This is a genomic window from Frigoribacterium sp. Leaf172 (genome assembly GCF_001424285.1).
Taxonomy (GTDB): domain Bacteria; phylum Actinomycetota; class Actinomycetes; order Actinomycetales; family Microbacteriaceae; genus Frigoribacterium.
This window is the reverse complement of record NZ_LMPB01000002.1, coordinates 931,463-949,019: the sequence shown is the minus strand read 5'-3', so window position 1 is coordinate 949,019 and position 17,557 is coordinate 931,463. Positions and strand designations below refer to the sequence as shown.

Here is a 17,557-nt window from a genome sequence, read left to right as displayed (position 1 = left end):
CCCTTCCCATCACCCGACCCGAGGTGGACACCTGAGATGAAGCTCGAACTCCGGGGCATCACGAAGCGATTCGGCGCACTCACCGCCAACGACCACATCAGCCTGACCGTCGAGCCGGGGGAGATCCACTGCCTCCTCGGTGAGAACGGCGCCGGCAAGTCCACGCTGATGAACGTCCTCTACGGCCTCTACCAGGCCGACGAGGGCGAGATCCTCCTCGACGACGTCGTCCAGGGGTTCGCGGGCCCCGGCGACGCGATGGCGGCCGGCATCGGCATGGTCCACCAGCACTTCATGCTCGTCCCCGTGTTCACCGTCGCCGAGAACGTCATGCTCGGACACGAGCAGACCCGGGCCGGCGGTCTGCTCGATCTGAACGCCGCCCGCGCGAAGGTGCGCGAGATCAGCAGCCGCTTCGGGTTCGACGTCGACCCCGACGCTCTCGTCGAGGAGCTGCCCGTCGGCGTGCAGCAGCGGGTCGAGATCATCAAGGCGCTGTCGCGCGACGCGAAGGTGCTCGTCTTCGACGAGCCGACGGCGGTGCTCACGCCTCAGGAGACCGACGAGCTCATGGTGATCATGCGTCAGCTGCGCGACGCGGGCACCGCCATCGTCTTCATCACCCACAAGCTCCGCGAGGTGCGAGAGGTCGCGACCCGCATCACCGTCATCCGCCTCGGCAAGGTCGTCGGAGAGGCCGAGCCGAGCGCCTCGAACGCCGAGCTCGCCTCGCTCATGGTCGGCCGGGCCGTCGAGCTGACCGTTCAGAAGTCGGAGGCCGTGCCGGGCGAGGCCGCGCTCGTCGTCGAGCGGCTGCGGGTCGTCGACCCCATCGGCCAGGTCGTCGTCGACGACGTCTCGTTCGAGGTGCGCCGGGGCGAGATCCTCGCGATCGCCGGTGTCCAGGGCAACGGCCAGACCGAGCTGACCGAGGCGATCCTCGGCCTCCAGCCCCGGGTCGAGGGCCGCGTGTCTCTCGACGGCCGCGACATCACGGGCCGGAGCGTCCGCCAGGTGCTCGACGCCGGAGTCGGCTTCGTCCCCGAGGATCGCAACCAGGACGGCCTCGTCGGCGAGTTCACCGTCGCGGAGAACCTCATGCTCGACCGGTCGCAGTCCGGCCCGTTCGTCAAGCGCGGTTCGCTCAAGCTCGCTCAGCTGGCGGCGTTCGCGGTCGAGAAGGTCCGCGAGTTCGACATCCGCACCCAGGGCATCACCACCCCCGCCGGGCGGCTCTCGGGCGGCAACCAGCAGAAGGTCGTCCTGGCCCGCGAGCTCAGTCGCGACCTGCGGCTCTTCGTAGCGGCCCAGCCGACCCGGGGCATCGACGTCGGGTCGATCGAGTTCGTCCACAAGCGCATCGTCGAGACCCGGGATCGCGGCGTGCCCGTCATCGTCGTCTCCACGGAGCTCGACGAGGTCGCCGCACTGGCGGACCGCATCGCGGTCATGTACCGCGGAACGATCGTCGGCATCGTGCCGGCGAGCACGCCCCGCGAGGTGCTGGGGCTCATGATGGCCGGCGAGATGCCGCAGGGAACGGAGCAGGCAGCGTGAGCGACGCCACCACCACGACGTCGGGTCCGACGCCCCCGACCACACCGACCACGGCGCCCGCCGGCGACGACGGCGACTCGCGCGGGTCGCGCCTCCTGAGGGAGATCACCACCGGCAACGCGGCGATCTCCGTGCTCGCCGTCGTCCTGGCGCTCGTCGTGTCGGGTCTGCTGATCGGGTTCACCGATCAGGACGTCCAGAGCACGATGGGCTACTTCTTCTCGCGGCCGAGCGACTTCCTGCAGGCCTTCGGGTCGTCGGTCGGCGGCTCGTACCTGTCGCTGTTCCAGGGCGCCGTCTACAACTTCCGGGTCGACGGGTTCGCCGCGGGCATCCGCCCCCTGACCGAGACGCTGAACTACGCCGTCCCCCTGATCGCCGCCGGTCTCGGCGTCGCCGTCGCCTTCCGGGTCGGACTCTTCAACATCGGTGCGCGGGGGCAGATGCTCATGGCCTCCGCCGCGGCCGGCTGGGTGGGCTTCTCGTTCCACCTCCCCTTGGCGCTGCACCTGCCGCTGGCTCTCGCCGCGGGCATCGCGGCCGGGGCTCTGTGGGGCGGCATCGTGGGTCTGCTCAAGGCGCGCACCGGTGCGCACGAGGTGATCCTCACGATCATGCTCAACTACATCGCCTTCTACCTGCTGGCCTTCATGCTGCGAACGCAGGGTCTCCTGCAGGCGCCCGGCAGCAACAACCCCAAGGCGCCCGCGACGCTGGAGACGGCGATCCTGCCCGACCTGTTCGGCCCGAGCTACGGGCTCAACTGGGGCTTCATCCTCGTGATCGCCATCACGGCCGCGGTCTGGTGGCTGATCAACCGCTCGACCCTCGGGTTCCGGTTCCGAGCGGTGGGTGAGAACCCCCACGCCGCGCGGACGGCCGGCATGAACGTCAAGAACATCTACCTCTACGCCATGCTGATCTCCGGTGCGCTGGCCGGTGTCGCCGGGTCCACGCAGGTGCTGGGGACCCTGACCTCCGGGTTCACCTCGGGCATCGACGCCGGCATCGGCTTCGATGCGATCACGGTCGCCCTCCTCGGGCGATCGCGCCCCTGGGGCGTCTTCGCCGCGGGCATCCTCTTCGGCGCCCTCAAGGCGGGCGGCTACTCGATGCAGGCGGCCAACGGCGTGCCCATCGACATCGTCCTCGTCGTGCAGTCCCTCATCGTGCTGTTCGTGGCGGCCCCGCCGCTCGTGCGCAGCATCTTCCGTCTGCCGGCCCCGGGCGCCCGCCCGGTGCGCAAGGCCTCGACCAAGGAGGCGGTGGTCACCAAGTGAGCACCCTCAGCCCCGACACCGCGGCCCCCGCCGCCGCGTCGCCCGATCTGGCCCGTGCGGTCACCCGCAGCTACAAGGCCCCCATCGCCTTCGGCATCTTCACCGTGATCGCGTTCGTGCTGTTCGTGGCCTTCGGCCGCGAGGGGTCGAGCACGTTCCGCCTCGCGACGGCGACGGACTTCTTCGCCCTGCCCGACGCGGTGCTGCCCTCGGCCGGCACCGGTCTCGTGCTGTCGATCGTCCTGGCACTCCTGACCGCGGCGTCGGTCGTCCGCGTCGTCCGCGCCGAGAAGGTGCCGATCTGGCTCGTCTCGGTCTTCGGCGTGCTCTTCCTGGTCGCCTTCCTCACCTGGACCAGCGCGGGCGCGACGATCCCCGTCCCCGGCCTGCTCCTCGGTGCGCTGGCCCTCAGCACGCCGCTGATCTTCGGCGCGCTCGGCGGCGTCATCAGCGAGCGGGTCGGCGTCGTCAACGTCGCCATCGAGGGGCAGCTGCTCGCCGGCGCCTTCGTCTCGGCCCTGGTGGCCTCGGCGACCGGCTCCGCCTACGTCGGGCTGGTGGGCGCGATGATCGCCGGCGTGCTCGTGTCGATGGTCCTGGCCGTCTTCAGCATCCGGTACATCGTCGACCAGGTCATCGTCGGAGTGGTCCTCAACGTGCTGGTGACCGGTCTGACGAGCTTCCTGTACTCGCAGGTGCTGGCGCGCTCGGAGTCGCTGAGCCGCGGCGTGCGGTTCCCGCAGCTGGACATCCCGGTCCTCAGCCAGATCCCCATCATCGGCCCCGTGTTCTTCCGCCAGACGATCATCGTGTACCTGATGTACATCGCCATCGCGCTCGTGTTCTACGGGCTGTTCCGCACCCGCTGGGGTCTGCGCCTCCGCTCGGTCGGCGAGCACCCGCAGGCCGCCGACACGGTCGGCATCAAGGTCAACGCGACGCGGTTCTGGAACGTGTCGCTCGCCGGCGCGATCGCCGGTCTCGGCGGCGCGTACTTCACGCTGGGCTCGCTGGGGAACTTCCAGAAGGAGATGACGGCCGGCGCCGGCTTCATCGCACTCGCCGCGGTCATCTTCGGCCGGTGGGATCCGATCCGGGCGACCCTGGCGGCGCTCCTGTTCGGGTTCGCCAGCAACCTCCAGAACGTGCTCGGCGCCATCGGCTCGCCCGTCCCCAGCGAGTTCATGCTCATGCTCCCGTACATCGTCACGATCTTCGCCGTCGCCGGTCTCGTCGGCCAGTCCCGGGGCCCGGCCGCGTCCGGCAAGCCCTACATCAAGTCGTGAGCGTCGTCGACGAGACCGACTGGTCGGCTCTGCGTGAGGCCGCCCGCGCGGCCATGAGCAAGGCCTACGTCCCGTACTCGAGGTTCCCGGTGGGGGCTGCGGCCCTCACGACCGACGGGCGCCTCGTGTCGGGCTGCAACGTCGAGAACGCCTCGTACGGCATCACGCTGTGCGCCGAGTGCTCGCTCGTGAGCGACCTCATCATGTCGGGCGGCGGGCGCCTCGCGGCCTTCGCCTGCGTCGACGGGAACGGCGATGTGCTGATGCCGTGCGGCCGATGCCGTCAGCTGCTCTACGAGCACTCCGACGCCTCGATGATCCTCGACACGGTCTCGGGCTTCAAGACCATCGACGAGGTCATCCCCGACGCGTTCGGCCCCCGTCAGCTCGACGAGTTCCGCGACTCGCGTCCGTGACCATCCGCCTGGGCGGAGCCGCCAGCACCGAAGGAGAACCATGACCACCATCGTCGAGCCGTTCGACACCGTCGACCTGATCCGCGTGAAGCGCGGTTCGGGTGAGCTGAGCACCGCGCAGATCGACTGGCTGATCGACGCGTACACGCGTGGCTACGTCGGTGACGAGCAGATGGCCGCGATGACGATGGCCATCTTCCTCAACGGCATGGAGCGGCGCGAGATCCGCGACATGACCCTCGCCATGATCCGCAGCGGCGAGACCATGGACTTCTCCGGTCTCGGCAAGACCACCGTCGACAAGCACTCGACCGGGGGAGTGGGCGACAAGATCACCCTGCCCCTGGCTCCGCTGGTCGCCTCGTTCGGCGTCGCCGTGCCGCAGCTGTCGGGTCGCGGACTCGGCCACACGGGCGGCACGCTCGACAAGCTGGAGTCGATCCCCGGCTGGCAGGCGTCGATTTCGAACGACAGGATGCGCGAGATCATGGCCGACAGCGGCGCCGTCGTCTGCGCGGCCGGGTCGGGACTCGCTCCCGCCGACGGCAAGCTCTACGCCCTGCGCGACATCACGGGGACGGTCGAGTGCATCCCCCTCATCGCGTCGTCGATCATGAGCAAGAAGATCGCCGAGGGCACGGCGGCCCTCGTGCTCGACGTGAAGTTCGGCTCGGGCGCGTTCATCCAGGACATCGAGCAGTCGCGCCTGCTGGCGCGCACCATGGTCGACCTCGGAACCGACGCGGGCGTGGCGACGACGGCGCTCCTGACCGACATGAACGTGCCGCTCGGACTGACGATCGGCAACGCCCTCGAGGTCCGCGAGTCCGTCGAGACGCTCGCGGGGGGCGGCCCGGCGGACATCCGCGAGCTGACCGTGGCGCTCGCCCGCGAGATGCTGGCCTCGGCGGGCCTGCCCGATGCGGACGTCGAGGCGGCCCTCGACGACGGCCGCGCGATGGACGCCTGGAACCGGATGATCCGCGCGCAGGGCGGCGACCCCGACGCGGCTCTGCCCACGGCCCGCGAGACGCAGGTCGTGACCGCCGACCGCTCGGGTCACGTGACGGAGCAGCACGCACTGCCCTTCGGGATCGCCGCCTGGCGTCTCGGCGCCGGGCGCGCTCGCAAGCAGGATCCCGTCCAGGCCGCAGCGGGCATCGAGCTGCACGCCAAGCCGGGCGACGCGGTCGTGGCGGGTCAGCCGCTCTTCACTCTGCACACCGACGAGCCCGAACGCTTCGAGCGCGCGCTCGAGGCGGTCGCCGGCGGATGGACGATCGGCGATGAGGCTCCGGCGTCCCGCTCGATCGTCGCGGAGCGCATCGCGTAGCAGCCGTCGTCCAGATCCGGGAGGCGCGCCACGAGTAGATTGAGCATCATGAGCGCACCGGACAAGGACTACCGCATGCCCGACGGCGGGCCGAAGATCGCCTCCCTCCCGAAGGTGTCGTTGCACGATCACCTCGACGGGGGACTCCGACCGGAGACGATCGTCGAGCTCGCCGCCGAGAGCGGGTTCGATCTGCCGGTCTCGGGCGGGGCCGACGCTCTCGACCGCTGGTTCGTCGAGTCGGCCTCGGCGGGCAACCTCCCCGACTACCTCGCCACGTTCGACGTGACCGTCGGCGTGATGCAGACCGCGGAGGCCCTCGAGCGGGTCGCTCGCGAGTTCGTCCTCGATCTCGCGGCCGACGGCGTGGTGCACGCCGAGGTCCGCTGGGCCCCCGAGCAGCATCTGCGTGGCGGCCTCTCCCTCGACGACGCCGTCGCGGCCGTGCAGTCGGGCGTCGACGACGCCGTCGACCAGCTCGCCGACGAGGGGCACGAGCTGTCGGTGGGGCAGATCCTCACCGCGCTCCGACACGAGAACCGGTCCCTCGAGATCGCGACCCTCGCGGTGCGGCACCGTGAGACGGGCGTCATCGGCTTCGACCTCGCCGGGCCCGAGGAGGGGCACCCGGCAGGAGGACACCGCGCGGCCTTCGACCTCCTGGCGCGCGAGTTCTTCCCCGTGACGGTGCACGCCGGCGAGGCGGACGGCCTCGACAGCATCCGGGGCGCGCTCCTCGACGGGCGGGCGCTCCGCCTCGGCCACGGTGTGCGCATCGCCGAGGACATCCGCGTGGTCCGCAACCGCGGGGATCAGACGACCGTCGAGCTCGGGCCGATCGCTTCGTGGGTCCGTGACCGCGAGATCGCGCTCGAGCTGTCGCCGCAGTCGAACCTGCAGACGGGTGCGATCTCCGCCTGGGGCTCCGACCTCGACGACCACCCCTTCGACCTGCTGTACCAGCTGGGCTACCGGGTCACGGTCAACACGGACAACCGCCTCATGAGCGCGACCAGCCTCAGCCGCGAGCTGGCGCTGCTCACGCAGGCCTTCGACTACTCGCTGTCCGACCTCCAGGCGTTCCAGCTCAACGCCGCCGCCGCGTCGTTCCTGCCCCTCGAGGACCGCGACGATCTCGCGGATCGCATCGCACGCGGCTTCGAGGGGGTCTGACATGGCGCTCCCCGCGCTGCCGGACAGCGCGATCGTCATCGCGTCGCCGGTCGACGACTGGCGCGCCGCCGTCGGCGTGGTCGGCGCCGCACTCGTGGCCTCGGGTGCCGCGCTCGAGGGCTACGGCGACGAGATGGTCCGCATGATCGACGAGCACGGCCCCTACGTGGTCATCGCGCCGGGGCTCGCCCTGGCTCACGCTCGCCCGGGCGACAGCGTGGTGCGCGACGGCCTCGCCGTGGTGACCCTCGCCGAACCCGTCCCCTTCGGCCATCCGCACAACGATCCCGTGTCGGTCGTGCTGGGGCTGGCGCTGCCGACGGTCGGCGCCCATCTCGAGTCCGTCGCCGATCTGGCGAACATCTTCAACGACGCGTCCGTCATCCCCGCGCTGGCGGCGGCCACGACGGCCGACGAGATCCGGCGTCTCATGGGCGTCCCGGCCTAGACCCGGTACCGACACGAAAGCGAACTGATGAAGATCGTCACCATCTGCGGGGCCGGCATCGGCAGCAGCGGAATCCTCAAGGTCAACGCCGAGCGCGTCCTGGCCCGACTCGACATCGAGGCCGACGTGGTCGCCGCCGACGTCGGCTCGATCCGGGATGTCGCCGACGACGCGCAGGTCATCCTGACCTCCGCCGAGTTCGTCGACGCGATCGGCAGCACCTTCGCGGACGTGATCGTGATCGTCAACCACTTCGACCAGCAGGAGCTCAGCGAGAAGCTGCAGAAGTCGTTGGGCTGAGCGACCCTCGGGGCCTCTGACACGGGCACGACCGCGGGAACCCCTGCGGTCGTGCCCGTGTGGTGCTCAGGACAGCAGTTCGCGCATCCCGGCGTCGAGGTCCGCGACCGAGGCCTCCGCCGTCGCACGGCGGGCTGCCGCGTCGCCCTCGGCGCTCGACGAGTCGATGTAGACCTTGAGCTTCGGCTCCGTCCCGCTCGGCCGGACGATGACCCGCGAGCCGTCGGTCAGCCAGTACCGCAGGATGTCCCCGGCGGGGAAGCCGCCGAAGCCGTCGCGGAAGTCGTCGATCCGGTCGACCCGATGCGAGCCGATGGCGGCCGGGGGAGCTGCACGGAGACGGGCGGTCAGGGCGCCGATCGTGGCGAGGTCGTCGACGCGGATCGAGACCTGCGCGGAGGCGTAGGCGCCGAACCGCTCGTCGAACGCCACCAGGTGCTCCGAGAGGCTCGAACCGGCGGTGTGCAGTTCCGTCGCCAGGGCGAGCAGATCGACCGCGGCCGAGATGCCGTCCTTGTCGCGGACGACGTCGGGATCGACGAGATAGCCGAGGGCCTCCTCGTAGCCGTAGAGGAGACCGCCGACCCGCGAGACCCACTTGAAGCCGGTGAGGGTGTCGGCGTAGTCGAGTCCGTAGACGCGAGCGATCTCGCGGAGCGCCGGAGACGAGACGATGCTCGCCGCGAGCGTGCCGTCGAGGTCGGCGGCCCGAGCACGTTCGGCCGCGCGCCAGCCGAGGACGGCGCCGACCTCGTTGCCGCTGAGTCGGCGCCATCCGCCGTCGGACGGGATGGCGACGGCGAGGCGGTCGGCGTCGGGATCGTTGGCGATGATGAGGTCGGCGCCGACGCGGTCGGCGGTCGCGAACGAGAGATCCATCGCGCCCGGCTCCTCCGGGTTGGGGAACGCCACGGTCGGGAAGTCCGCGTCGGGTGCGCTCTGCTCGCTGACGGGGATCGGCTCGGCGAAGCCCGCGGTCGCGAACACGCGGCGGGCGACCTCCCAGCCGACGCCGTGGAGGGCCGTGTAGACGACGCGCGGCTGACGGCCCGTCGGTGCGGTGCCGGCCACGGCAGCGGTCAGCCGGACGTACTCCATGACGAGATCGTCGCCGGCCTCGCTGAAGTCGGTCGAGCGGGGGATGCCGTCGACGGACGACCTCGCGGCCTCCTCGATGCGATCCGCGATCTCCCCGTCGACGGGGGAGACGATCTGCGATCCGGCGTCGACGCCGCCGAGGTAGACCTTGTAGCCGTTGTCCTGGGGCGGGTTGTGACTCGCCGTGACCATCACGCCCGCGCTGACGTCGAGGTGACGGACGGCGAACGCCAGGACGGGGGTCGGCAGGGCCCGCGGCAGGATCGTGGCCCGCACCCCCGCCGCCGCCATGATCTCGGCGGTGTCGCGCGCGAACACGTCGGAGTTCTTGCGCCCGTCGTAGCCGATGACGATGGAGGGCTCGGTCTCGCGCCCCGTCAGGAACGCCGCGAAGCCCGCGGCCGCCTGGGCGACGAGGACGCGGTTCATGCGACGCGGCCCGGCTCCGAGGGCGCCGCGGAGACCTGCCGTTCCGAACTCGAGCCTGCCGTCGAACCGGTCGGCCAGATCGGCAGTCGCGTCGACGTCGCCCTCCCGCGCCCGCACGATGAGCGAGTCGAGCTCGTCACGCGTCTCGGGGTCGGGATCCTGGTCGCGCCACGCGGTCGCCGCCTCGAGGAGCGCGTCGCCCGTGAGCTCCGCCGCGGTCACAGGGCGGCCACGATGCGGGCGAGCAGGTCGCTGATGACGGGCTCGGCCTCGCGACCGGCCTCGAGCACCTCCTGGTGGCTGAGCGGGGTCGTCTGGATGCCCGCCGCGAGGTTGGTGATGAGGGACATCCCGAGGATCTCCATGCCCGCCTGTCGAGCGGCGATGGCTTCGAGCGCCGTCGACATGCCGACGATGTGACCGCCGATGGCCTTGGCCATCTGCACCTCGGCCGGGGTCTCGTAGTGGGGGCCGCGGAACTGCGTGTAGACGCCCTCGTCGAGGGAGGGGTCGATCGAGCGGGCGATCTCGCGCAGCCGGGCGGAGTAGAGATCCGTGAGATCGATGAACGTGGCGCCCTCGAGGGGCGAATCGGCGGTGAGGTTGATGTGATCGCTGATCAGGACGGGCGTGCCCGGCTTCCAGGTCTCGCGGATGCCCCCGGCGCCGTTGGTCAGGATCATCGTCGTGGCGCCGGTCGCGGCGGCCGTCCGGACGCTGTGGACGACGCGTCGGACGCCGTGGTCCTCGTAGTAGTGCGTGCGGGCGCCGATGACCAGGGCGTGCTTGCCCGACGGGAGCAGGATGCTGCGGATCGAGCCGGTGTGGCCGACGACGGCCGACGCGCTGAATCCGGTGATCTCGGTGGCGGGGATGTCGGCGACCGTCTCGCCGATCAGGTCGGCGGCCTTGGCCCAGCCGCTCCCGAGCGTGAGGGCGATGTCGTGCCGGTCGACGCCGGTCCTCTCCGCGATCTCCGCCGCAGCGGTACGGGCGACCTCGAAGGGGTCGGCGGAGCGGTCGTCGAGCGGGTGCGTGGGTGTCTCGGACATGCCCACCACTCTAGAGTCTGCGACCCGGCCGCTCGGCCTGACCCGCGCCTCCTCGGCTCCGCGACCCCTCAGTCGATGCTGAGCAGGACGTGACCCGACGAGACCGTCTGGCCGACGGTCGCGTCGATGGCGGAGACGACGCCGTCGCGGTGGGCCGTGACGGGCTGCTCCATCTTCATGGCCTCGAGCACGAGCACGAGATCGCCCTTGACGACCTGCTGCCCCTCGGTGACGGCGAGCTTGACGACCGTCGCCTGCATGGGCGAGGTCACCGACGAGCCCGTGGCGGTGACGACGCCCGCACGCGACGCTCCCCGTCGCTTCGGAGCGGTCGCCGGAGGCGCGGTGCGGGCGCCGAGACCGGCGGGCAGCGACACCTCGATGCGCTTGCCGGCCACCTCGACGACGACGGTGGTGCGCTCGTCGTCCGCGCGCGGGGTGCCGGCCTCGCCGCTCCAGGCGGGGATGGTGTTCTCGAACTCGGTCTCGATCCAGCGGGTGTAGATCGAGAAGGGGGCGCCGTCGGCGGGTGCGAACGCCGGGTCGTCCACGATGACGCGGTGGAAGGGCAGCACGGTGGGGAGGCCGGCGACCTCGAACTCGGCGAGGGCGCGGCGCGACCGCTCGAGGGCCTCGTCGCGGGTGGCGCCGGTCACGATCAGCTTGGCGAGCAGCGAGTCGAAGGATCCGCTGATCTCGTCGCCGGCCTGGACCCCGCTGTCGACGCGGACGCCGGGCCCGCTGGGGGCCGTGAACACGTGGACGGGACCCGGGGCGGGCATGAACCCGCGGCCGGCGTCCTCGCCGTTGACCCGGAACTCGAACGAGTGCCCGCGGGCGATCGGGTCGTCGTAGTCGAGCACGCCGCCCTCCGCGAGCCGGAACTGCTCGCGGACGAGGTCGATGCCGGTGATCTCCTCGGACACGGGGTGCTCGACCTGCAGCCGGGTGTTGACCTCGAGGAACGAGACCGTGCCGTCCTTGCCGATCAGGAACTCGCACGTGCCGGCGCCGACGTAGCCGACCTCGCGGAGGATCGCCTTGGACGACTCGTACAGCTGCGTCGTCTGCTCGTCGGTCAGGAACGGAGCCGGGGCCTCCTCGACGAGCTTCTGGTGGCGGCGCTGCAACGAGCAGTCGCGGGTCGAGACGACGACGACGTTGCCGTGCTCGTCGGCGAGGCACTGCGTCTCGACGTGCCGCGGCTGGTCGAGGTACTTCTCGACGAAGCACTCGCCGCGTCCGAAGGCCGCGACGGCCTCGCGGGTGGCCGAGTCGAACATCTCCGCGACCTCGTCGCGGGTGCGGGCGACCTTGAGGCCGCGTCCGCCGCCGCCGAAGGCCGCCTTGATGGCGACGGGGAGACCGTGCTGGTCGACGAACTCGAGCACCTCGTCGGCCCCGGACACGGGGTTCAGCGTGCCCGGCGCGAGCGGGGCGCCGACGCGCTCGGCGATGTGCCGGGCGGAGACCTTGTCGCCGAGCTGCTCGATGGCCTCGGGCGACGGGCCGATCCAGATCAGGCCGGCGGACTGCACGGCGCGGGCGAAGTCGGCGTTCTCGGCGAGGAAGCCGTACCCGGGGTGGACCGCGTCCGCTCCGGAGCGACGGGCGACGGCGAGGATCTTGTCGATCACGAGATACGTCTCGGCGCTGGTCGTCCCGTCGAGGGCGTACGCCTCGTCGGCGAGTCGCGCGTGCTGCGCATCGCGGTCCTGATCGGCGTAGACGGCGACGGAGCCGATGCCGCTGTCACGCGCGGCCCGGATCACCCGGACGGCGATCTCTCCACGGTTGGCGATGAGGACCTTGCTGATACGCGGCATAGTCCCTCAGCATATTGGGCGACCCTCACCCTTCTTTGGATGACGTGCACAAAAAGGCCCCGGAGGCGCGTGACGGGTCCTACAAGGCCGATCAGCCCGCCGACGTCCAGAGTCGGTGCCAGGGCACCCCGAATCCCCGCACCATCGAGCGGAGCTCGGGCAGCGAGAGCCCGACGACGGCGCTCGGCGTCCCGTCGATCCGGGTGATGAAGGCCGCCGCGCGACCGTCGATGGTGAACGCCCCCGCGACCTCGAGCGGTTCGCCGGTCGCCACGTAGGCGGCGAGCTCGTCGGGGTCGAGGTCGTCGGCGAAGGTGAGCTCGGCGCTCGCGACCCGACCCGCGCCTCCCTCGGGGAACGCGTCGTCGCGGCGGGGTGCGCCGCCCCGGTGGTCGATCAGCCAGTGCCCCGACCAGAGGGTGCCGTGGCCGATCTCGGCCATGCGTCGCCAGCGCTCGAGCGCGATGAGGGGGTCGTGCGGCTTCCCGTGCACCTCGCCGTCGAACTCGAAGGCGGAGTCGCCGCCGAGCACCAGACCGTCGAGGGCGCCCCCGTCGAGGCGGGTGTCGAGCACGGCCTCGGCCTTCGCCCGGGCCAGCAGCGCCACGGTCTCGGGGGCGGTGAGCGCACGCCCCGCCTCGGTCTCGGCGATCGCGACCGCGGCGTCCTCGTCGACCCCCGGGCTGATGAGGACGGGCTCGATGCCGGCAGCGCGCAGCAGCGACAACCGGGCCGGGGAGGTGCTCGCCAGGTAGAGGGGTACGGTCATGCCGACCAGCCTGTCAGACTCGTCGCATGGGAGACATGCTGGGCCGAGAGGTCGAACTGGACGTGACGGGCATCGCACACGGGGGGATCTCGGTCGCACGGCTCGACGGGCGCGTCGTGTTCGTGTCCGACACGCTGCCGGGCGAGCGCGTCGTCGCGCGCATCACCGAGGACCGCAAGAGGTCGTTCTGGCGGGCCGAGACCGTGGCCGTCACGACGCCGAGCGAGCACCGCCGACCGCACGTCTGGTCGGCGGCTGCGCTCGAGGTCGACCCCGCCCAGCGCGCCGGAGGAGCGGAGTTCGGTCACATCGAGCTGTCGCACCAGCGGGAGCTCAAGCGGCAGGTGCTCCGGGACGCCCTGACCCGCACGGGCGGGCTCGACGCCGAGCGGTCCGACGTCGAGGTCCGCGCGCTGCCCGGCGACGACGAGCGCGGCGGCACCGGCTGGCGCACCCGCGTGCGGCTGCACGTCGACGCCGACGGTCGCACCGGCCCCTACGCGGCCCGATCGCACACGGTCGTCCGCGTCGACGACCTGCCGCTCGCGAGCCCCGAGCTGGTCGAGGCCGCGCCGCTCGGCGACTCGTTCCCGGGCGAGGCTCATGTGGACGTCCTGGCCCCGAGCGTCGGCGGCGCTCGACTCATCATCGGCGACCAGTCCCGCACGACGATCTACGAGACCGTCGGCGACCGCGAGTTCCGGCTCGACGATCGCGGCTTCTGGCAGGTGCACCGCGAGGCCGCCTCGACTCTCACCACCGCGGTGCAGCAGGCGATCCGACCCGACCTCTTCGATCCGAAGGCCGCGAACCTCGACCTCTACGGCGGCGTCGGTCTGCTCGCGGCGGCCGTCGGGGACGCCTTCGGCCCCGGGACGCGCATCACGAGCGTCGAGAGCGACGAGCGCGCCACCGAGCACGCGTCCGAGAACCTGGCCGACTGGCTCGGGGCGTCGGCGGTCACCGGGCGCGTCGAGCGGTGGATCCGTCAGACGGCCGCGCAGGCCGGTGCGCTCGAACGAGGTCGTCACAGCGCCTCGACGATCGTCCTCGACCCGCCGCGCTCGGGTGCGGGGCGCGAGGTCGTGACCGAGATCGCCGGTCTCGGCCCGGCGCAGATCGTGTACGTGGCCTGCGATCCGGTGGCCCTGGCCCGCGACATCGCGCTCTTCCGCGACCACGGGTACGACGTCGACGCCCTGAGCGCGTTCGACCTGTTCCCGAACACGCACCACGTCGAGACCGTCGCCCGACTCGTCCGGGTCTGATCGGCCCGGGAGGCGCCCGTCGGGGCGACTCCGGCGGCGGGGCGGTACCGCCGGTACGATGTCCGACGTGCACGCCCGGGATCTCAGGGACCCGGACGCACGTCGAGCGAAGGAACACCGTGTCAGAGACAGTGACGGATCCGAACACACCCGCCCCGACGACGTCGCCCGTGCGGGTCGCGATCGTCGACGACCACGAGTCCGTGCGTCTGGGCATCCAGGCGGCCTGTCAGAACGAGGGCTTCGAGGTCGTGCTGACGGCCGCCGGCGTGCAGGATCTCGTCGAGAACCTCGCAGGTCGTGAGGTCGACGTCGTGGTCCTCGACCTCTCGCTCGGCGACGGGTCGACGGTCACCGAGAACGTGAAGCGGGTGCAGGCGACCGGCTCGGCCGTGCTCGTGCACAGCATCGCCGACCGCGTCGCGTCGGTGCGCGAGGCCCTGGCCGCCGGGGCCGCCGGCGTGATCCCGAAGTCGTCCGCGACCAAGACCGTGATGGCGGCCGTCGCGACCGTCGCCCGGGGCGACGTGCTCAACAACCTGGAGTGGGCGAGCGCGATCGACGCCGACCGCGACTTCGCCAAGGCCCAGCTCGGGCGTCGCGAGCGCGAGATCCTGCACCTCTACGCCTCGGGTCTTCCGCTCAAGCTCGCGGCGCAGCAGCTCGGCATCGGCTACTCGACGGCGCGCGAGTACCTCGACCGCATCCGCGTGAAGTACGTCGAGGTCGGCCGCCCGGCGCCCACCAAGGTCGACCTCCTCCGTCGAGCGGTCGAGGACGGCATCCTGCCGGGCCTCGACGCGGACGGCGGGGATGGCCGCTGACCCGGCTCACGCCGGGCCGACACCACCGCTTCGTCCGTCACGCAACCCGATCAGCCGCGCGCTCCTCGAGAAGGTCGTCGGGCGCGTCGTCGGTGCCGCCGGCATCGTGTTCGGCCTGCAGACCGTCCCCGCGATGCTCGCTCAGATCGGCTCGATGCAGAGCGCCTGGGCATGGATCATCGGGGCGTCTGTCTTCGGGGGCTTCATCGCCGTCGCCGTCGCGAGCGTGGTCGTCCGCGGTGCCGAGACGGCGGCCGCCTTCGTCGCCGTCTCGTATCTGATCGCGCTGATCACCTGGCCTCTCGCCGTCACCGACCCGAGCGTCGTGCAGACCTCGGTGCCGTGGCTCTGGTACCTCTGCACCGTGGCGACGGCGGCCGCCGCCTACGCCTTCACGGCCTGGATCGCGGTCGGCTACCTGTTCGCGGCGCCTCTGGTCTACGGGCTCATCCGCCTGACCCCCTCGGGAGGCGCGGTCTCGTTCGCGCACGCCACCCTCGACGCGACCTACGCCGTGCTGCTCGGGGGAGCCGTGCTCATCCTCGTCGTGATCCTGCGTCAGGCCGCGGCGAACGTCGATGGCGCGCAGGCGCTGGCCGTGGCCCGGTACTCGTCCGCCATCCGCGAGCACGCGACGGAGCTCGAGCGGGTTCAGGTCGACGCCATCGTCCACGACAGCGTGCTGACGACGTTCATCCAGGCCGCCCGCGCCTACTCGCCGGAGGAGCGCGTGCTGGCGACGAACATGGCCCGGAACGCCATGGCGCATCTGGCGTCGGCCGCGGCGGCGACGCCGTTCGACGAGTCGACGACGTCTCTCGAGTCGATGCGCGACCGGCTGGTCACGGTCAGCGCCGAGATGGGCGTCGCCGTCGACCTCCGCGCCGAGGGGATCGGGGGCCGCTCGGTCCCGTCGGCCGCGGCGGAGGCCCTCTACAGCGCGGCCGTCCAGGCGTTCGTCAACAGCTCGCAGCACGCCGGCGACGATGCGGGCGTCCGTCGGTGGATCCGCCTCGCGGCCGGGCCGGAGGGCGGCGCCATCATCGAGGTCGGCGACACGGGGCGGGGATTCGACCCGTCGGGCGTTCCGGGTGAGCGGCTCGGGGTCCGGGTCTCGATCGTCGAGCGCCTCGGCAACGCCGGCGGGCGGGCGTGCATCGACTCGCGGCCCGGGGTCGGCACGGTGGTCCGGCTGCTCTGGCCGAGCGGCGAGATCACTCCGCCCATGCCGGGGTCGCTGTCATGAGGGTGCGGGTCCCGCGGTGGCTCATCGTCTCGCTCGCGGCCGTCTTCTCGTGCTACCACCTCGTGCTGGCGGCCGTCTCGCTCGACCGCTTCGACGATCCGTGGCCCGTGGCGGCCTGCATGGTCGCCTACGCCGCGGCGACCGTGGCGGCGCTCTGGCCGAGCAGGCTCTCGGCGATGCCGGTCTGGATCGCCTCGTTCGCCCTGGCGGTCAGCATCGTCATCCCGCTGCAGATCACGTCTCAGCTCGATTCGGGTGACGAGAACGGGTACGCGACCTGGTACGTGGCCGCCATCGGAACACTGATGGTCATCGTCGCCACCCGTCGACGGCAGGCCTTCGCCTGGCTCGGGGTGGGCTTCATGGCGCTGCACGGAGCGGCGTGGAGCGGTTTCGACACGCTCGCGGACCTCGGCGTCATCGGCAGCGTCGTGTGGGTGGCCTTCGCCGCCTGGATGTCGTCGGCGCTGACGCGGGCGAGCCGCGAGACGAGGGAGTTCATCCTCGCGGAGCACGAGGCCGCCGACTGGCAGGCCGCTCAGGAGGCGCACGTCAACGAGAGGCAGTACCGCCTGCTGCAGACGGGCCGGACGGCGCGGCCGATGCTCGCCGCCATCGTCACCCAGGAGGGGGACCTGACACCCGAGCAGCGGCAGGAGTGCCTCAACCTCGAGGGGGCCATCCGGGACGAGATCCGCGGGCGGCGACTGCTCGACGACGACGTGCGGCGCGAGGTCATGTCGGCCCGACGGCGGGGGGCGGTCGTGAGCCTGCTCGACGAGGGCGGCCTGGACGACGTCCATGGGACGGATCTGCAACGGATCCACCGCACTCTCGCCGAGGCCCTGCGCGGATCGTCGGCGGATCGGATCATCGTCCGCACGGTGCCGGGGGGCGGCGACCACGCCGTGTCCGTGGTCGGACTGGGGTCGCCCGACCCGAGCTCGAGCGCGCTCGGGCGAGGGGTGGCGAGCGAGGCGGACGAGGACGACGACGACGACGAGGTCCAGCTCTGGCTGCAGATCCCCCGGACCGGCTCCGACTGAGTCGGTCCGTGCCACCGGGGAAAGCAGAAGGGCCGGACGTGAGTCCGGCCCTTCGCAAGATTTCGGATCAGGGCGGCAACCCGAATGCCGCCCTGACCCGCCCCCGAATGAGAACCCGCTTACCCTAGTTGGTTCTCAAACGGTGGTGCGACTCGAAGAGTTACACCTAGCACGATCAATGATGCCCGCCGGAACCCGAAGTGCAA

General features: G+C 71.4%; 16 protein-coding genes. 12 read left to right on the top strand and 4 right to left on the bottom strand.

Annotated elements, in window-relative coordinates; genetic code table 11:
* Positions 1–36 precede the first annotated feature (36 nt).
* The 8 genes from ASF89_RS10665 to ASF89_RS10630 are packed head-to-tail and all read left to right on the top strand — an operon-like array spanning position 37 to position 7,793.
* The gene (locus ASF89_RS10665) at positions 37–1,557 is read left to right on the top strand and encodes an ABC transporter ATP-binding protein (RefSeq protein WP_055796012.1); all 1,521 of its coding nucleotides are present in this window, start codon (positions 37–39) and stop codon (positions 1,555–1,557) included.
* Positions 1,554–2,837, top strand: coding sequence for an ABC transporter permease (locus tag ASF89_RS10660; RefSeq protein WP_055796014.1), 1,284 nt, complete (start codon positions 1,554–1,556; stop codon positions 2,835–2,837). The genes ASF89_RS10665 and ASF89_RS10660 overlap by 4 nt, the downstream gene beginning before the upstream one ends.
* Positions 2,834–4,123: an ABC transporter permease gene (locus tag ASF89_RS10655; RefSeq protein ID WP_055796018.1), complete on the top strand. Its 1,290-nt coding sequence runs from the start codon at positions 2,834–2,836 to the stop codon at positions 4,121–4,123. The genes ASF89_RS10660 and ASF89_RS10655 overlap by 4 nt, the downstream gene beginning before the upstream one ends.
* Positions 4,120–4,539 (top strand): cytidine deaminase, encoded by a 420-nt coding sequence (locus ASF89_RS15715; RefSeq protein WP_055796021.1) that lies wholly within the window; start codon positions 4,120–4,122, stop codon positions 4,537–4,539. Before ASF89_RS10655 ends, ASF89_RS15715 begins: the two co-directional genes overlap by 4 nt.
* Positions 4,540–4,579: 40 nt before the next feature.
* Positions 4,580–5,872, top strand: a complete 1,293-nt coding sequence (locus ASF89_RS10645) for a thymidine phosphorylase (protein WP_055814443.1) — start codon at positions 4,580–4,582, stop codon at positions 5,870–5,872.
* A gap of 48 nt (positions 5,873–5,920) precedes the next feature.
* Positions 5,921–7,045 (top strand): adenosine deaminase, encoded by a 1,125-nt coding sequence (locus tag ASF89_RS10640; protein WP_055796029.1) that lies wholly within the window; start codon positions 5,921–5,923, stop codon positions 7,043–7,045.
* Between the two features lies 1 nt (position 7,046).
* The gene (locus tag ASF89_RS10635; RefSeq protein ID WP_055796032.1) at positions 7,047–7,493 is read left to right on the top strand and encodes a PTS sugar transporter subunit IIA; all 447 of its coding nucleotides are present in this window, start codon (positions 7,047–7,049) and stop codon (positions 7,491–7,493) included.
* Positions 7,494–7,520: 27 nt separating this feature from the next.
* Positions 7,521–7,793, top strand: a complete 273-nt coding sequence (locus ASF89_RS10630; RefSeq protein WP_055796035.1) for a PTS sugar transporter subunit IIB — start codon at positions 7,521–7,523, stop codon at positions 7,791–7,793.
* A 66-nt stretch (positions 7,794–7,859) separates the two neighbouring features.
* Here ASF89_RS10630 and ASF89_RS10625 read toward each other — a convergent pair whose 3' ends face one another.
* From ASF89_RS10625 to ASF89_RS10610, 4 genes are all read right to left on the bottom strand, one after another.
* Positions 7,860–9,542 (bottom strand): phospho-sugar mutase, encoded by a 1,683-nt coding sequence (locus ASF89_RS10625; protein ID WP_055814440.1) that lies wholly within the window; start codon positions 9,540–9,542, stop codon positions 7,860–7,862.
* A complete protein-coding gene (locus ASF89_RS10620; protein ID WP_055814437.1) occupies positions 9,539–10,372 on the bottom strand; it encodes a purine-nucleoside phosphorylase in 834 nt (277 codons plus the stop codon). The genes ASF89_RS10625 and ASF89_RS10620 overlap by 4 nt, the downstream gene beginning before the upstream one ends.
* A gap of 68 nt (positions 10,373–10,440) precedes the next feature.
* The gene (locus ASF89_RS10615; RefSeq protein ID WP_055814434.1) at positions 10,441–12,198 is read right to left on the bottom strand and encodes a biotin carboxylase N-terminal domain-containing protein; all 1,758 of its coding nucleotides are present in this window, start codon (positions 12,196–12,198) and stop codon (positions 10,441–10,443) included.
* 91 nt (positions 12,199–12,289) lie between these two features.
* Complete coding sequence (locus ASF89_RS10610) at positions 12,290–12,967, bottom strand: nucleoside triphosphate pyrophosphatase (RefSeq protein ID WP_055814431.1); 678 nt, start codon at positions 12,965–12,967, stop codon at positions 12,290–12,292.
* Positions 12,968–12,993: 26 nt separating this feature from the next.
* On the opposite strand from ASF89_RS10610, the gene ASF89_RS10605 reads away from it, so the two are divergent.
* The 4 genes from ASF89_RS10605 (at position 12,994) to ASF89_RS10590 (ending at position 17,351) form a co-directional block, all read left to right on the top strand.
* Positions 12,994–14,235: a class I SAM-dependent RNA methyltransferase gene (locus tag ASF89_RS10605; protein WP_055814429.1), complete on the top strand. Its 1,242-nt coding sequence runs from the start codon at positions 12,994–12,996 to the stop codon at positions 14,233–14,235.
* 119 nt (positions 14,236–14,354) lie between these two features.
* Complete coding sequence (locus ASF89_RS10600; protein ID WP_235476384.1) at positions 14,355–15,059, top strand: response regulator transcription factor; 705 nt, start codon at positions 14,355–14,357, stop codon at positions 15,057–15,059.
* Positions 15,049–16,305 (top strand): ATP-binding protein, encoded by a 1,257-nt coding sequence (locus tag ASF89_RS10595; RefSeq protein ID WP_055796062.1) that lies wholly within the window; start codon positions 15,049–15,051, stop codon positions 16,303–16,305. Before ASF89_RS10600 ends, ASF89_RS10595 begins: the two co-directional genes overlap by 11 nt.
* Positions 16,302–17,351, top strand: a complete 1,050-nt coding sequence (locus tag ASF89_RS10590) for a hypothetical protein (RefSeq protein WP_055814426.1) — start codon at positions 16,302–16,304, stop codon at positions 17,349–17,351. The genes ASF89_RS10595 and ASF89_RS10590 overlap by 4 nt, the downstream gene beginning before the upstream one ends.
* Positions 17,352–17,557 lie beyond the last annotated feature (206 nt).

What these genes read in the sequence shown, in the direction of transcription:
- ASF89_RS10620 (WP_055814437.1), bottom strand. Translation starts at nt 10,372, where the DNA reads ATGTCCGAGACACCCACGCACCCGCTCGACGACCGCTCCGCCGACCCC.
- ASF89_RS10665 (WP_055796012.1), top strand. Translation starts at nt 37, where the DNA reads ATGAAGCTCGAACTCCGGGGCATCACGAAGCGATTCGGCGCACTCACC.
- ASF89_RS10605 (WP_055814429.1), top strand. Translation starts at nt 12,994, where the DNA reads ATGGGAGACATGCTGGGCCGAGAGGTCGAACTGGACGTGACGGGCATC.
- ASF89_RS10630 (WP_055796035.1), top strand. Translation starts at nt 7,521, where the DNA reads ATGAAGATCGTCACCATCTGCGGGGCCGGCATCGGCAGCAGCGGAATC.
- ASF89_RS10595 (WP_055796062.1), top strand. Translation starts at nt 15,049, where the DNA reads ATGGCCGCTGACCCGGCTCACGCCGGGCCGACACCACCGCTTCGTCCG.
- ASF89_RS10615 (WP_055814434.1), bottom strand. Translation starts at nt 12,198, where the DNA reads ATGCCGCGTATCAGCAAGGTCCTCATCGCCAACCGTGGAGAGATCGCC.
- ASF89_RS10645 (WP_055814443.1), top strand. Translation starts at nt 4,580, where the DNA reads ATGACCACCATCGTCGAGCCGTTCGACACCGTCGACCTGATCCGCGTG.
- ASF89_RS10610 (WP_055814431.1), bottom strand. Translation starts at nt 12,967, where the DNA reads ATGACCGTACCCCTCTACCTGGCGAGCACCTCCCCGGCCCGGTTGTCG.
- ASF89_RS10640 (WP_055796029.1), top strand. Translation starts at nt 5,921, where the DNA reads ATGAGCGCACCGGACAAGGACTACCGCATGCCCGACGGCGGGCCGAAG.
- ASF89_RS10635 (WP_055796032.1), top strand. Translation starts at nt 7,047, where the DNA reads ATGGCGCTCCCCGCGCTGCCGGACAGCGCGATCGTCATCGCGTCGCCG.
- ASF89_RS10590 (WP_055814426.1), top strand. Translation starts at nt 16,302, where the DNA reads ATGAGGGTGCGGGTCCCGCGGTGGCTCATCGTCTCGCTCGCGGCCGTC.